Genomic DNA, 14,615 nt, shown 5'->3' with positions numbered 1-14,615 from the left:
TTTTCCTACACAAGGGGGCTTTTTGTCTATTGTCCGTTTTTTCTGGGGCAGTTCATTCTAACGGTGCTTATCAAATATTCATTGAAAAAGGCCCCGTATCAATAAAATGATACGAGGCCCATTTGCTTAAAACAATAATTTATTTACAAAATTTATATCTACTCTAAAACAGGCGTAAACGGAGGTAATTCTTTGACCGCCGCTTTTTCTTCATAAGTCTCCGCTATAGCCAGCAGCAGTTTCTCACTCCAGGGTCTGCCGATGATCTCCATCCCTATGGGGATACCCGCAGGCGCCGTCTGACTGGGCTGACTATAACCGGCAGGAACAACGACTGAAGGAAATCCGGTCACAGAGCAAAGCACGCCATTCCGTTCTTTCTGAGCGCCGCCCACCTCACATACCAGCTGCTGTTGATGCGGATAAACGATAGCTTCCACATCATGATCAGCAAATACCTTCATCAGCTTCGTCTGTACCTGCGACCGTAAGACCAGCCTTTCATTATAATCAGGAGTGCCGACGCTGTGCAGCATTGCCTGCTCTAAATTTTCTTTGATCCCTGCATGGAACTTACCGGACTTAATGATTTCTTCCAGAGAATGTACCGGCGCTCTGGCTGGAAGCTTCTGCAGATATTGATTCAGATGGTCTTTCAGATCATATAAATGTACGCTGACATCTGCAGTCAGCCAGCCTGAATTTATTTCCTCTTTGATCGGGACGATCTGGGCGCCTAAAGCTTTTAAAACGCTGATAGCCTTTGCAACGACTGCGTTGACTTCCTGATGTTCTGCTTTTTTGCCAAAAAAACTCTCCAGTACGCCGATCTTTTTTCCGGCAAGAGTTGTTTCCGGAACTGCAGCGCTGTAATCATCGACTTTTTTATCAGCACACCAGGCCGTTTCCTCATCTTCCCTGTCGTAACCGCTGATAACTTCCAAAACAACGGCGGCATCTGCTACCGTCCTGCAAAGCGGCCCTGCTGTATCCTGCGTCAGGGAATAAGGTACGATACCGCTGCGGCTGACCATGCCGATCGTCGGCCTTATACCTACCAGTGAACAGGCAGAGGACGGTGACCGTACCGAATTGATCGTATCAGTACCGATACCAACCATACCCATATCAGCAGCGATTGCAGCTCCCGTACCGCCAGAAGAACCACCGGGCGTCCTCGTCAGATCATAGGGATTCAGAGTCTGTCCCAAAATCGAACTGATAGTTTCACCCCAGATAGCAAACTCATGCAAATTGGCTTTAGCCAAGATTATCGCTCCCGCTGCTCTCAATTTTTTAGTGATGAACGCATCATCATCGGGCGTGAAACCGCGCAGACTTTCAGACCCGGCTGTCGTTTCCAGATCAGAAGTATTCACATTATCCTTTAGTATCACGGGCACACCGCACAGTTTTCCGGTAAGTCTGCCTGTTTTTCTGACGGCCGCATCTATTGCATCCGCTTCCTCCAGTGCCCGTGGATTGAGCAGGATCAACGCATTAAGGCAGGGCCCTGCATGGTCATACGCTTCTATGCGCCGCAGATAGTATTCTACCAGTTCCCGACAGCTAAGTTCGCCGGAGAGCAGCAATTGATGGAATTTTTTCACACTCAGTCTTGTCAGCAAATTTTTCATCATCACACCTCATTTCCGTTTTTATAAAAACAATACTGCTAAAATAAAGATCGGTCCGCTCATCAGCATGATTGCCGTAGTATAACCCATGATATCTTTTGCCTTTAACCCGGTCACACCAAGCAGCGCGATCGCCCAGAAAGGCTGGAACATATTGGTCCAGGTATTGCCATACCCGACAGCCAGTGCCGTTTTAATAATATCCGCGTTCATTACCGTAGCCGACTGCACGGCAATAGGTCCCTGTACGGCCCATTGTCCGCCGCCGGAAGGAACGAACATATTGATGACCGACGCGCTGATAAAGGTCCAGAGTCCGAAAGTAAACGGGGTACTGATAGCTACGATACTGTCTGCCAGAATACTGACCAGTCCTGAATATTTGATCATACCCATAATACCTGCATATAACGGGAACTGAAAAATAATGCCGCTGACGCCGCCAACTGCATTTTTAACAGCAGCAATATAATTGGCAATGTTCCCATGCATAATAATGCCCGCAAACAGGAAAATAGCGTTGACCATATTGATGTCCAGATCGAAGCCCTTTGTTGCAAAATGCCAGACGATATACACAACGCCCATCAGGGCAAAGGCATAGGCCAGAATGCGGCTGTGGTTCAGCCTGTCCCCGACGGTAGCCTGCCGCGGCATCTCGATGACAGCGCTGGTTTCGGCATCGATCATTTTTACAGCGCCTTCCTCCAGCGGAGTGATTTTATCAGCCCTGGGATGCAGAAGACAGGCAAAGATCGGCGGCAGCAGTAATAAAGCAACGGTCACCGCGATATTCATCGGATTAATGATGTATTGAGAAATTGGAATAACACCGATTTTATCTTCCAGAAAATGTCCCGGCGTGGCAATCAGCAAACCGATTGAGGAGGAAAACATCCCCTGCCAGGTCATTTGCCCCACATACGCGCCGGCAGCGATCAGCCCATACTCGAAAGGAATATTCTTCATTTTCAGCTGTTTGGCTGTTTCTTTGGCCAGCAAAGCGCCGATAATAAGACTGAGCCCCCAGTGCAGAAACGAAGACAAAACCGAAACAAAGGTCACGAGCCACACTGCCTGCTTGCCGCTTTTAGCCCATCCAGCCAGCTTACAGATACCTTTTCGTGCCAGCGGCGTTTCTGCTACTGCCGAACCGGTAATAATGATCAGACACATCTGCATCGCAAAGCCCAAAAGCTCCCACAAACCCTTGTACCAGTATTTGATCATGGATAAAGCATCCTGCTTCGCTACTACTATGCCCAATACCAGTGCAATAAGCGTCAGCACTACCGCAAAAATGCTCGGGTCCGGCATATATTTCATTGACCATCTTGTTAAAGCAGCACCGATCCTGCCAATAAAATTAGTCCCGCCGTCTGCTGTGTTTTTGTTTTGCAACATAATCTTCCCTTCTTTCCTGATTATTATTTGTTGTATTTTTCCGGCAGCTTATAAAGGCCGCCCGACCACTCAACCAACTCCTGCAGGGATTTCGCTGCTAAAAGCTCCTTATTGGCCCTCCTTCTGTCAATATCCAGATCCTCAGGAGTTTTGACTATTCCCAGCCTGCGCATCTTCGCAAGTATTTTCCCGTTTACCTCCGGGTTTCTTCCCGAGATGCTGCTGATTGCCTCCATACGTTCCTCCAGGCTGCGGCATTTATGTAAATAAGCAATGCCGATTTCAGAAATAATATGTGTGACATCATCTCCGTAAATCATCACCGGGGGAATAGCCAGATCTAAATCTTTTGTCATGCCTACAGCGTCCAGCTGATCTACAAAGCCATGAATACCTTTGGCACTGACTGTATCCAGCATCTGCACCACCAGTTTTCTGCCTCTTGCTGCCTCGCCGATCAGCTGGTTGTCTGCCGGAATCTCCTGGCCGCATTTAAGCCAGCTATCAGTTACGTGCCTTCTGCCCCCGGCATTGCAGCCTAAATTGGGAGCGCCGCCAAAACCAACGATCCTGTTTCTGACCGCCGTACTGCTGTTGCCGTATTTGTCTATCTGTAAGGTACTGCCAATGAACAAATCTGCCGCATAATGGCCGGCAGCCTGGGCAAAAACCCTGTTCGACCGCATCGATCCATCCGGGCCGATAAAAAACACGTCACTTCTGGCGTTGACATACTCGTCCATCCCGACCTCGCCGCCAAAACAATGCACTGATTCTACCCAGCCGCTTTCAATGGCCGGGATCAGAGTCGGATGCGGATTGAGCACAAAATTCGTACAGATTTTCCCTTTGAGCCCCAATTCTTCACCGTAGGTTGGCAGCAGCAGCTCGATCGCCGCCGTATCAAAGCCCACTCCATGATTAAGCGTCTTTATGCCATACTCCATATAGATCCCTTTGATGGCCAGCATCGCCTTCAGTATCTTCGTATCCGTCAGCAGGGCCGGGTCTTTCGTAAAAAGCGGTTCAATTTTAAAAGGCCGCGGGGCCTGCACAATAAAATCGACCCAGTCCCCCGGTATATCTACACGCGGCAGCTCATCCGTGATCTCATTGACCTGGACGATCACAATGCCCTGTTTGAACTTGACGGCTTCAGCGATGACCGGCGTATCTTCTGTACTGAAGCCGGTGTAAAGATTGCCGTCCCGGTCAGCTTTTTCAGCAACCAGCAGCGCTACGCGCGGCGTCAGATCTACAAAATATCTTGCATAAAGCTCCAGATAAGTATGGATCGCGCCCAGTTCCACAACCCTGGCCTGCAATAACGCAGCCAGCCGCTTACTTTGCGCGCCGGAGTATGAAAAATCCAGCTTTTTGGCAATACCTTTTTCAAAGATCTCAACATGTTCCGGCAGCGATATTGTCGACTGGATAATATGCAGATCATGGACCCTGGCTGCATCAACGGCCGCCAAACATTCCGATAGGAAATCAGCCTGTTTCTGGTTATCGCCTTCCACCGCAACTTTATCATAAGGCTGAATAACTGCTTCCAATAAAGCAACCGTATCCTCCGCTTTGACAAATTTTCCCTGATCTAAAAATTTGCAGGCTGCCGCCAGCCTGTTTTCCCTGTTCCGACGCAGGGTGTTCCAGTCACGTTCTATACTCTCCACATCTACCCCTTCTTTCCCGACATTAGTTTTCAATCTGCCCCCTAAAAAAACAAAAAGTGAGACAGAAAAATCTATCTCACTTAATTCACCGGTTTTAAATTTTATTTTAAATATGCATGACGCCCAGACCGATCCGGTAATGATTCGTTAAGGAATGACCTGCTGTCTGTCCGTAAATAGCAACTGTTACCCAGGGATCTTTTCGTACTATACCTACTTTCAGCGAAACATTCGTACTGAACGAAACTACCAGAAAGCCTCTTTTCGCCTCTTCGGCAGCATGAAGGACGGCATGCACCTCTTTATCGACCCTTTTGATTATGCCGCACTTTATACTGGCACTGATAACCGAGTGCGTGATCTTTTCCTGAAATTCCGGATACGAGCTGTTACCGCCTATTTCTGTTACCGCACAGAGAAAGCCTTTGTTTTTTAAAAATTCCTTTATCTGTTCCTCATCATGGATAGTTTGTGAAAGTGTCAGCATAATGGCACCAGATTCCGGGGAGGTAATAAACTTATCAAAAAATTTCTGCATAAATAAAAGATCACCCCTCTTTCTTCATAAAAAATAACAAAAAGGGAACATAGATAAACTGCTCCTCTATGTCCCCTTTATCTACTTGTCTGTAAAACCTTCAACACTCTTTATCACATTTTCACACTTTTATTATAGCATGCTCTGCCGGCATTTGTCACGATAATTTAAGAAAAGCCAAATATATTATTCAAGAAAACAATCTTTCTTTTTTATTGATAATATTTACAATCAATTATCAAACCATTTCTGCAGTTCAGTGACATCCTGCGTCAGTCCCAAAGCCAGCATCAGCTTGATCCTGGCTTTGAGTCCTGTCAATTCCCCGCCCAAAATGATCTGACTGGACTCCATTGACCTGGCGCTGCCCAGATAGCTGTATGCAGGCACCACGCGTCCGGTATGGACACGCGAAGCTAAAACCACAGGGATCTGCCTGCTGCGTACATATTCTATGCCTTCCTTAACTGCCGGCGGCACATTACCACAGCCTAAAGCTTCTACCACCAGACCCTGTACCGGTTTTTCCGCCAGCAGTTTAAATAGATACGCATCCATCCCGGCATAGGTTTTCAGCAGATGCACATCTTCAACCAACGCCGGCGGGCAGATCTTTTCCAGATTCACTGGCTGGCGGCGAAACACCACCCTGTCAAAATAAACATGGCCTATCGGCCCCCAGCCCGGCGAATGGAAGGTCGCACAGGAAGTGGTATGCGTTTTCGTAACTTCTGCCGCAGCGTGGATCTCGTCGTTAAAAATAAGCAGCGCGCCTTTACCGGCAGCTTCTTCACTGGCCGCAGTCATCACTGCCGCCAGAATATTGGCCGGCCCGTCCGGTCCCGTTTCCGATGCGCCGCGCATTGCTCCGGTAACGCAGACCGGCTTCATCGTTTTAGTTGTCAGACTGAGCATATACGCAGTTTCTTCCAGTGTGTCCGTGCCATGGGTCACAACGATGCCGCAGACCTCTTCCCGCTCGGCATATTGGTCAGCCATTTTTGCCAGCTCGAACATCATCTGCGGCGTAACATGACCGCTGGGCACATTGGCAAATTCCACGACCTCTATTGCGGCAACCTCGCGCAGCGCCGGCACCGCTTCGATCAGATCATCGCCGCTGACGGCGGGGATCAGCCCCTGCGTCACCGGATCATATTTCATAGCGATAGTCCCGCCGGTAGTGATCACAACAACTTTTTTCATCTTCGCACCTTCCTTGCCTGATTATTTACTTCATCATAACATATCCGCCGTCAGCCGACAATTTCCAGCCGCCTTAATTCACGCAGACATTACAAATGGTGTATAATATTTATATCATTTGATTACGAGGTGTCATGTATGATAGTCAGCGGTATCAGCCTGGTTTTGGAAGGCGGCGGTATGCGGGGCATGTTTTCTGCCGGAGTTTTTGAAGCTTTCATGCAAAAAGAACTGCTTTTCCCGCATATCGTCGGCGTTTCCGCAGGCGCCTGCAATATTGTTTCCTATATGTCGCAGCAGCCGCTGCGCACCAGACGCATCATCCAGAATTATGTCGGCGATAAACGCTACTGCAGCCTGAGCAACTGGCTCAGGACACGGTCGCTGTTCGGCTTTGACTTCATTCTGAAAGAACTGCCGCAGAATCTGCTGCCTTTCGATTACGAAACCTTTCATAAATACCCCGGTCATCTATATGTCGGCACAACCGATATCATGACCGGCAAACCCGTCTGGTATACGCAGCAGGATATGGACAGGGATTTTCTGCCGCTGCGTGCATCAGCCTCGCTGCCGTTTTTCGCTCCCGTCGTAACTATCGGCAGTCACAAATTACTGGATGGCGCTCTCGTAGAGCCAATACCATTAAATAAAGCAATCGCTGACGGTTATCATAAGTTCGTTATCGTGCTGACCCGCAATGCCGGTTACCGCAAAAAACGGCCGGTACCCCAATACCTGCTGCGCCTTGTCTATAAGCACTATCCCAAATTATGGGAGCTCATGGCCAGACGGCCTGATCTTTATAATGACCAGCTTGCTTTTGCTGAGCAGCTGGAGCAGGAAGGAAAGGCAGTTATTATCCGCCCTACGGCGCCGCTGACGATCGGCAGGCTGGATCAAAAACCGGAGCAGCTTTTAAAACTGCATGATCACGGCCTGGAATGCGGCCTAGCAAAATTTCACGAAATCATGCAGCTCTATCGCAAATAAAGGAGAAATCATGCGTTTTTTACATACTTCAGACTGGCACCTGGGCCGCATTTTTCACGGCCTGCATATGACAGACGACCAGGCTGTCGTTCTCGAAGAACTGATCACTTTAGCTAAAGACAGCCAGGTGGACGCCGTACTGATCGCCGGTGATATTTATGACCGCGCAGTACCGCCGACACAGGCGGTAACACTGCTGGACGAAGTACTGCGCCGTTTGGTCCAGGACGCCGGCAAAAATGTCATTATGATCGCAGGCAATCACGACAATGCCGACCGTCTCGGCTTCGGGCAAAGCCTGCTGTCCCAGAACAAACTTTATATCACCGGACCTGTAAGTGCGGCTACACAGCCGGTAGTGCTTTATGACGAACACGGTCCTGTCTATTTTGCGCCGCTGACCTACGGTGAACCCTTAGCCGCGTCTGAATTACTGGGCGAACCTTTAAAAACACACGAAGACGTCGTCAGGCGCCAAATCCGCAGTCAGCTGGAACAGATTCCCGCTGCCGCACGCAAAGTGGCGCTGGCCCATGTTTTTCTGACCGGGGCACAGGAATCTCCTGACAGCGAACGACCTTTGGCCATTGGCGGAGCAACAACTGTAGGTATCGACTGCTTCGCCCCCTTTCATTATGCCGCCTTAGGGCATCTGCATGCCTGTCAGAGCGGCAGCAGCAAAGTACGTTACAGCGGTTCGCTGCTGAAATATTCTTTCAATGAAGTCGCTCAGCCTAAAGGGGTGCATCTGGTAGATCTGGCTGCCGACGGCAGCATTACCGTTGAGACCATACCACTCAGCCCCCGGCGCGAGCTGGCCTGCCTGCGCGGCAGCTTTGCTGAATTGGTGAGCCATCCGCAGACGGCATTACACGATCATTATCTGCAGGTCACACTGACCGACGACCAGCCGGTTTTAGATGCCAAATACAGACTGGAACAGGTCTATCCGCATATCCTGCATTTGGAATACGCGCGGCTGCACGCCGGCACTGATACGTCTGCCGCCGCAGTCAGCCATAAAAAACTTGGCACCGCCGAACTGTTTGAAGCCTTCTTCACTCAGGTCAACGATCGGCCTTTGAATGCCGCTGAAAAGTCCCTTTTATCGGACGTTATCAACAGTGACGTTCAGGCAGAAAGGCAGGCCTGACTATGAAACCATTACAGCTTACAATGCGTGCCTTTGGTGCTTATGCCGATGAGCAGACTATCGACTTCACGCTTTTAGGCGATAAAAACTTTTTTCTGATCCACGGACCTACCGGTTCCGGCAAAACAACGATCCTGGATGCGATCAGTTTCGCGCTGTACGGCAGCGCCAGCGGTGATCTGCGTGAAAGTAAAAGCCTGCGCAGCGATTACGCGCCGGCCGAACAGAAAACCGAAGTAGAATTTACCTTTAAAAGCGGAGAACATATTTATCAGGTCCTGCGCGCCCCTGAACAGGAATTGAAAAAACAACGGGGCGAGGGAACGCGCAAAGTTCCCGCAGCAGCTGCGCTTTTTAAACTTCTCAGTGACGGCAGCAAGGACCCGCTGGCAGCCAAAAGCGATGAAGTGACAAAAAAGGTTACTGAGATCATCGGTTTTAAAGCCGAGCAGTTTCGTCAGATCGTTTTACTGCCGCAGGGCGAATTCCGGCGGTTTCTGATCGCCGAATCGAAAGACCGCAAAGCTATTTTAGAAACTATTTTTAAAACAGAGCTGTACCGGCGCATCGAAACACTGCTGGCCGAACGCAGCAGTACCATTGACAATAATTATCAAACCCTTAAACAGCAGCGGCAATTTATCCTGGACAGCACTGAATGCGCAGACAGTGAGCAGCTTGACGCCAGCATCCAGCTGCTTCTGCAGCGGCAAAAAGGAGAAACGGCAGCATTACAGACGGCTGCCGCACGTCTGACTGCTGCCAAACTGCAATTACAGCAGGCCCAGCAGCTGCATAATGCCTTTACTGAAGCAGCGGCGGCACAAGCAGCGCTGCTGACGCTGACAGAACAGCGCAGTGCTGTTGCTGCCATAAAAACCGAAGCAGCCCAGGCTGAAAAAGCGGCACTTTTAGAAGAGATCTACAACTCTACCCTGCGGGCCCATAAACATAATCAGGAATGCCAGACAGCGGCCCAGAACGCACTGCAGGCAACTCTGAACACAAAAAATGACTTACAGGAGCTGCACCAGCAGCTGTCAGAACAACTGCGGCAGCTTGACGGTCAGGCTGTCACTACTGCCGCTGATCTGAACAAGGCCCTTGAGCTTTTAAATCAGCGCATCCTGCAGCTCCACAGCGAGGCCGCCAAATTATCCGGCGTCACTGCCGAATTAGGACGTCTGGCAGCGGCGCTTGCCGATAATGAACCCTGCCCTGTCTGCGGTTCTCTGCAGCATCCGCATCCGGCCACAGTATCCGCCGCCCAAAGAGCCGATCTGCAGCGGCAGACGCAAATAATCAGTAACCAAACCAGAGCCTTACAACAGCTGCAGCAGCAATACCAGCAGACGCAGCTGCAACTGGCAGGCTGCGAAGCCACCCAGAAGTCCAGTCAGACTGCCGCTGAAGCTGCCATGCAGGAATTCAGCGCCCTGCGTCAGCATTTTAAAGAACGTCTGGAAGCTTCGGACTTTGACTCACAGGCCGCCTTTCTCGCCGCAATGCGTACGGAAGCCAGACGACAGCAGCTGCAGCAGACCATAGCCGCCTACGAACAAAATCTGGCGGCGGCAACAGACCGTCTGCAGCGTGCTCAAAATGCCATCGACGGCAAAACCGCACCCGAACTCACTGCCTGCCAGGACGCCGAACAACAGGCCGACGCACTGTACCGGCAGCTGACAGCACAAACTGCGGTAACCGCCAAAGAACTGACTGATCTGCAAACAGCGCAGCTGCGGCTGCAGGAGCTGGAAAAACAAATGGGCGCTTTGCAGGAGGCTTATCAGACTGCCGCCTCACTGGCTGAAACAGCAAGAGGCAACAACCCTTCCCGGCTCACTTTTTCCGCCTTTGTCCTGCAGGCGATCCTGGATGACGTCTTACGGGCAGCCAATCTGCGTTTGACTTCGATGAGCCGCGGCCGCTACAGTTTATCACGTACTGGCGACGTGCTGGACGCCCGCCGGGAAAACGGTCTGAATATCGAAGTCACCGACAGCTTCACCGGTGTGGCCCGCCCCGTTAAAACCCTGAGCGGCGGCGAGCTTTTTCTGGCTTCGCTTTCGCTGGCCCTGGGCCTTTCCGATATCGTACAGGCTTATGCGGGCGGTATCCGCCTTGATACTATCCTCGTCGACGAAGGCTTTGGCACACTGGACTCCGAAGCGCTGGATATGGCGATCCGCACCCTGACCGACCTGCAGAAAGGCGGCCGCCTGGTCGGCATCATCTCCCATGTCAGCGAGCTGCGCGAACGTATCACCGCCCGTCTGGAGGTCATTCCCGGACAGCGGGGCAGCAAAGCTGTTTTTCACGTTTAATAAAGTAAAATACCTCCGCAAGCAGTTGCTTACGGAGGTATTTTTTAACCTATTTCCCGTTCCAGTTCAGTTCCCCGCACATTGACGGGCCGGTTCTTTTCATCTACCATCACGACCTTCGGTTCAAAGGTCTGCGCTTCCTCCGGCGTCATCAGGGCATAGCCGATAATGATCACCGTATCGCCTACAACTACCTTGCGTGCCGCCGCGCCATTCAGGCAGATCACGCCGCTGCCGCGTTCGCCGGCAATGACATAGGTCTCCAGACGGTTGCCGTTATTGTTATCGACGATCTGCACCCGCTCGCCCGGCATGATCCCCGAAAGCTCCAGCAGTTCAGAATCAATGGTGATACTGCCCATATATTCAAGACAGGCCTCAGTCACAGTCGCACGATGGATCTTTCCATGAAACATATTCAAAAGCATTTATGCACCCTCCAAAATAATATTATCTATCAGCCGCGTAGTACCAAAACGTACTGCTACCGCCAGCAGGCACGGCCCGGCAATCTTGCCGGCCAGAGGCGTCAGATCAGGCAGTGCATAGATCTCCACATAATCGATCTCGCTCAGCGGCTCCGCTGCGATCATTTCTCTGACAACTTCCACCAACTCAGCGCCATCGCGCTCACCCTGCTGAAACAGTGCTTCGGCCTGACGCAGGCTTCTTGACAGTACCAGTCCGGCCTTACGTTCTTCCGGGCTCAGATAAGTATTGCGCGAGCTTTTCGCCAGACCGTCGGCTTCACGGACGATCGGCATGATCCGCAGCTGTACGTTAAAGAACAGATCCTTGACCATGCGTTTGATGACCTGCACCTGCTGTGCGTCCTTCTGACCAAAATAGGCCCAGTCCGGCTGCGCCAGATTGAACAGCTTGCTGACGACAGTTGTGACGCCGCAAAAATGGATCGGCCGGCTGTGGCCGCACAGGACTTTGGTAATGTCGCCTGTCACTTCGACCCAGGTCATATCCTCGCTGGGATACATTTCCTTCGGCGTCGGCGCAAAAACTATATCGGCGCCCATTTGCTCTGCCAGCAGGCAGTCGGCTTCCAAAGTCCGCGGATAGGCGTCCAGATCTTCGCCCGGCCCGAATTGGGTTGGATTGACAAAGACGCTGACGATAACAAGCTCATTTTCTTTCCGTGCGGCAGCGATCAGAGAACCATGCCCTTCATGCAGCGCCCCCATAGTCGGCACCAGCCCGATACTGCGGCCCGCCACCTTTGCTAAAGCTACTTCTGTACGTAATTCTGCCACTGTTTTACAAAGTTTCATTATTCAGGCTCCCTCTTAATATAACTTTTCCAAAACTTCGTCATCTATTTTAAAAGTATGTTCCGGCGCCGGGAAACTGCGCTCTTTGACTTCCCGGATATATTCCTGGACCGCACCGACGATAGCGCCGTGCAGATCGGCGTATTTTTTCGCAAATTTAGGGCAGAAGCCCTCGGAAAAGCCCAGCAGATCATTACAGACCAGGACCTGCCCGTCACAACCGCTGCCGGCGCCGATACCGATCGTGGCCGCTGTTTTCAGCTCGGCTGTCACTTTGGCAGCCAAAGCTGCCGGCACACATTCCATTACAATGGCAAAGGCTCCGGCCGCCTCCAGCGCTTTAGCGTCGTCCAGCAATTTCTGTGCCGCCGCCACGTCCTTGCCCTGCACCTTAAAGCCGCCCATCTGGTTGACTGATTGCGGCGTGAGGCCGATATGCCCCACTACCGGGATACCTGCTGTGACCAGTTTAGCCACAAGCTCGCAGATCTCACTGCCGCCTTCCAGCTTAACAGCCGCACAGCCGCCTTCCTTCAGTAACCGCGCTGCATTATACATCCCGTCGGCAAGGCTGGCCTGATAGCTCATAAAAGGCATATCGGCCACCACCATAGCCGCGCCGTTGGCACGCATCACTGCTTTGGTATGATGGATCATCTCTTCCATCGTCACCGGCACCGTAGAATTATAGCCCAACATCACATTCCCCAGCGAATCGCCGATCAGGATCATGTCGATCCCGGCTTCGTTGACATTACGTGCCATGGCATAATCATACGCCGTCACCATCGTGATCGGCTCACCCTGCTGTTTCATGTCTTTGATCGTCGAAGTCGTAACTTGCTTTTTATTCATTTTACTTTACTCCTTTGTTGTTAGCCTCTCAAAAGTCCCTGCATCTTTGCAGCCGCGGCCTGGTCAATACTGCCGTTGGCTTCGGCCAGGGCTATAGTCTTCAGCGCCAGCTCACGATAGACTGACTGCAGCTGCTCCGGCAGGACCTGCAAATGTCCTGCCACAGTGCCGGCATCACCGCGGGCGATCGGTCCGGTCAGGGCTGCGCGCGCCAGCTGCCTTTGGTGCAGGTTTTCCACAGTCCCGTCCAGCAGCGGCAGCAAGACCTGCAGTGCCGTTGCCTGATCGGGAGTCCACCGTGCCAGCAGCTGCTGGGCTATCGCCGTTAACGTTACCAGATAGTTGGAACAAAAACAGGCTGCCGCATGATAAGCACAGCGCTCTGACGCAGGCACACTGAACGGATGGGCCTGCAGCTCTGACGCCAGGAAGCAGGCGGCCTGCTGCGCCTCCTGGTCCCCATCGACAGCCATGCCGATCCCCTGGAAAACTGCCCGGCCGCCGGCAAAACTCTGCAAAGGATGCAGACTGCCGCAGTGGATGCCCAAAGCCGACAGCGCTGCCAAAGGTTCCAGTCCCAGGGAGCCGCTGCAATGCAGGCATACCTTCCGGGACACCTTTTCCTGCAGCCCTGACGCAGCAACATCTGCGGCCAGATCTGCGGCAACAGCGGCGATCTGCCCATCGGGAACGGTCAGCAGCACTACGTCAGCAGCTGACAGCACCCCGGCATTATCGGCAGTTACCAGCAGGCCGTCTTTGCCGCATAACCTTGCAGCACTTTCAGGTGAACGTCCGGCTTTAACACTGACGACCTGCAAAGCTGCCGCTGTTTCGCAGGCTTCTAAAAAAGCACTGCCGACCTTCCCCAGCCCAATGATGCCGATTTTCATTGTGTCCTTCCTTTCTTCGCCTGAGAGCAGAACCAAGGTCTGTAAAATAAAAACGCACTCCCCTCCGGGAGTGCGCAAAATACTTACAAAAAGGCCTTGCTATTGCGTCTCGTCCCGGTCATTGCTGATCAAAGCGATTGATGACTGATTTTTAATTATAAGACCTGCGGCTTATGGTACAGCTCCTGATGATACTGCCCGGCCGTTTCTGGTCACCGCTATAATAGCACAGGCACTCTGGCCTTGACAAGCGTTTTTTACCGCACTTTACAAAAAAACTTTTCCTGTCCGCCTGACTGCCTTATTTTGTAAAAGCTGTTGTTCAAACCTGCTGACAGCTTTATCATACCATCTGTTAAATTTCTTGTTGCCCGTCATTCTTTCATGCTATACTAAAAGAAAAAAGGAGGTCTCTTTTATGCCCTACGTTAATATTAAAATTACCCGTGAAGGCAATGTTACCCCTGAGCAAAAGCAAGCCCTGATCGAAGGCGCCACCAATCTGCTGCATGACGTGCTTGGTAAAAACAAAAAAACTACCGTTGTCGTGATCGACGAAGTTGACACCGACAACTGGGGCATCGGAGGCATCCCCGTTACCGAAATCCGCCGCAAAAACAGTTGAACCTGACAAAAAAACTCCCGGA

Annotated in this window: 13 protein-coding genes; 4 read left to right on the top strand and 9 right to left on the bottom strand. The window is 51.4% G+C overall.

What is annotated here, in order from left to right; translation table 11 throughout:
* Positions 1–158 precede the first annotated feature (158 nt).
* From Q4G98_RS09680 to Q4G98_RS09660, 5 genes are all read right to left on the bottom strand, one after another.
* Positions 159–1,640, bottom strand: a complete 1,482-nt coding sequence (locus tag Q4G98_RS09680) for an amidase family protein (protein ID WP_298562951.1) — start codon at positions 1,638–1,640, stop codon at positions 159–161.
* 18 nt (positions 1,641–1,658) lie between these two features.
* Positions 1,659–3,041, bottom strand: coding sequence for a short-chain fatty acid transporter (locus Q4G98_RS09675; RefSeq protein WP_298562950.1), 1,383 nt, complete (start codon positions 3,039–3,041; stop codon positions 1,659–1,661).
* Positions 3,042–3,064: 23 nt separating this feature from the next.
* Entirely contained in the window at positions 3,065–4,690 is a 1,626-nt protein-coding gene (gene mdcA / locus Q4G98_RS09670; RefSeq protein WP_366916951.1) for a malonate decarboxylase subunit alpha, read from the bottom strand.
* A gap of 136 nt (positions 4,691–4,826) precedes the next feature.
* Positions 4,827–5,258, bottom strand: a complete 432-nt coding sequence (locus Q4G98_RS09665) for a HutP family protein (RefSeq protein WP_177562337.1) — start codon at positions 5,256–5,258, stop codon at positions 4,827–4,829.
* A 231-nt stretch (positions 5,259–5,489) separates the two neighbouring features.
* Positions 5,490–6,464 (bottom strand): asparaginase, encoded by a 975-nt coding sequence (locus Q4G98_RS09660; protein WP_298562947.1) that lies wholly within the window; start codon positions 6,462–6,464, stop codon positions 5,490–5,492.
* Positions 6,465–6,602: 138 nt separating this feature from the next.
* On the opposite strand from Q4G98_RS09660, the gene Q4G98_RS09655 reads away from it, so the two are divergent.
* From Q4G98_RS09655 to Q4G98_RS09645, 3 genes are read left to right on the top strand one after another with little or no spacing between them, the layout of a single operon-like run.
* Positions 6,603–7,457 (top strand): patatin family protein, encoded by an 855-nt coding sequence (locus tag Q4G98_RS09655; protein WP_298562946.1) that lies wholly within the window; start codon positions 6,603–6,605, stop codon positions 7,455–7,457.
* A gap of 10 nt (positions 7,458–7,467) precedes the next feature.
* Complete coding sequence (locus Q4G98_RS09650) at positions 7,468–8,610, top strand: exonuclease SbcCD subunit D (protein WP_298562945.1); 1,143 nt, start codon at positions 7,468–7,470, stop codon at positions 8,608–8,610.
* A 2-nt stretch (positions 8,611–8,612) separates the two neighbouring features.
* Complete coding sequence (locus Q4G98_RS09645) at positions 8,613–10,937, top strand: SMC family ATPase (protein ID WP_298562944.1); 2,325 nt, start codon at positions 8,613–8,615, stop codon at positions 10,935–10,937.
* Positions 10,938–10,981: 44 nt separating this feature from the next.
* On the opposite strand, the gene panD is transcribed toward Q4G98_RS09645, so the two are convergent.
* The 4 genes from panD to Q4G98_RS09625 are packed head-to-tail and all read right to left on the bottom strand — an operon-like array spanning position 10,982 to position 14,004.
* Complete coding sequence (panD, locus tag Q4G98_RS09640; RefSeq protein WP_293546884.1) at positions 10,982–11,365, bottom strand: aspartate 1-decarboxylase; 384 nt, start codon at positions 11,363–11,365, stop codon at positions 10,982–10,984.
* On the bottom strand, positions 11,366–12,220 hold the full coding sequence (gene panC / locus Q4G98_RS09635) for a pantoate--beta-alanine ligase (RefSeq protein WP_298562943.1): 855 nt from the start codon (positions 12,218–12,220) through the stop codon (positions 11,366–11,368).
* A 15-nt stretch (positions 12,221–12,235) separates the two neighbouring features.
* Positions 12,236–13,075 carry a 3-methyl-2-oxobutanoate hydroxymethyltransferase gene (gene panB, locus Q4G98_RS09630; RefSeq protein ID WP_177562317.1) on the bottom strand — a complete coding sequence of 280 codons (840 nt, stop codon included), beginning with the start codon at positions 13,073–13,075 and terminating at the stop codon, positions 12,236–12,238.
* Between the two features lie 20 nt (positions 13,076–13,095).
* Entirely contained in the window at positions 13,096–14,004 is a 909-nt protein-coding gene (locus tag Q4G98_RS09625) for a Rossmann-like and DUF2520 domain-containing protein (protein WP_301961946.1), read from the bottom strand.
* A gap of 382 nt (positions 14,005–14,386) precedes the next feature.
* Between Q4G98_RS09625 and Q4G98_RS09620 the strand changes: the two genes are divergently transcribed.
* Positions 14,387–14,593, top strand: a complete 207-nt coding sequence (locus tag Q4G98_RS09620) for a 4-oxalocrotonate tautomerase family protein (protein WP_177562313.1) — start codon at positions 14,387–14,389, stop codon at positions 14,591–14,593.
* Positions 14,594–14,615: the final 22 nt, after the last annotated feature.

Origin of the sequence: uncultured Phascolarctobacterium sp., assembly GCF_958349595.1 — a bacterium.
In the GTDB taxonomy this organism is placed as follows: Bacteria; Bacillota; Negativicutes; order Acidaminococcales; family Acidaminococcaceae; genus Phascolarctobacterium.
Note: the sequence above shows the minus strand (reverse complement) of the source record. Positions and strands in the feature narration are given on the sequence as shown.

Excerpts from the sequence above, each read along its gene's own strand:
- Q4G98_RS09620 (WP_177562313.1), top strand. The coding sequence starts at position 14,387 with ATGCCCTACGTTAATATTAAAATTACCCGTGAAGGCAATGTTACCCCT.
- Q4G98_RS09675 (WP_298562950.1), bottom strand. The coding sequence starts at position 3,041 with ATGTTGCAAAACAAAAACACAGCAGACGGCGGGACTAATTTTATTGGC.
- Q4G98_RS09665 (WP_177562337.1), bottom strand. The coding sequence starts at position 5,258 with ATGCAGAAATTTTTTGATAAGTTTATTACCTCCCCGGAATCTGGTGCC.
- panB (WP_177562317.1), bottom strand. The coding sequence starts at position 13,075 with ATGAATAAAAAGCAAGTTACGACTTCGACGATCAAAGACATGAAACAG.
- Q4G98_RS09660 (WP_298562947.1), bottom strand. The coding sequence starts at position 6,464 with ATGAAAAAAGTTGTTGTGATCACTACCGGCGGGACTATCGCTATGAAA.
- panC (WP_298562943.1), bottom strand. The coding sequence starts at position 12,220 with ATGAAACTTTGTAAAACAGTGGCAGAATTACGTACAGAAGTAGCTTTA.
- panD (WP_293546884.1), bottom strand. The coding sequence starts at position 11,365 with ATGCTTTTGAATATGTTTCATGGAAAGATCCATCGTGCGACTGTGACT.
- Q4G98_RS09680 (WP_298562951.1), bottom strand. The coding sequence starts at position 1,640 with ATGATGAAAAATTTGCTGACAAGACTGAGTGTGAAAAAATTCCATCAA.
- Q4G98_RS09645 (WP_298562944.1), top strand. The coding sequence starts at position 8,613 with ATGAAACCATTACAGCTTACAATGCGTGCCTTTGGTGCTTATGCCGAT.
- Q4G98_RS09655 (WP_298562946.1), top strand. The coding sequence starts at position 6,603 with ATGATAGTCAGCGGTATCAGCCTGGTTTTGGAAGGCGGCGGTATGCGG.
- Q4G98_RS09650 (WP_298562945.1), top strand. The coding sequence starts at position 7,468 with ATGCGTTTTTTACATACTTCAGACTGGCACCTGGGCCGCATTTTTCAC.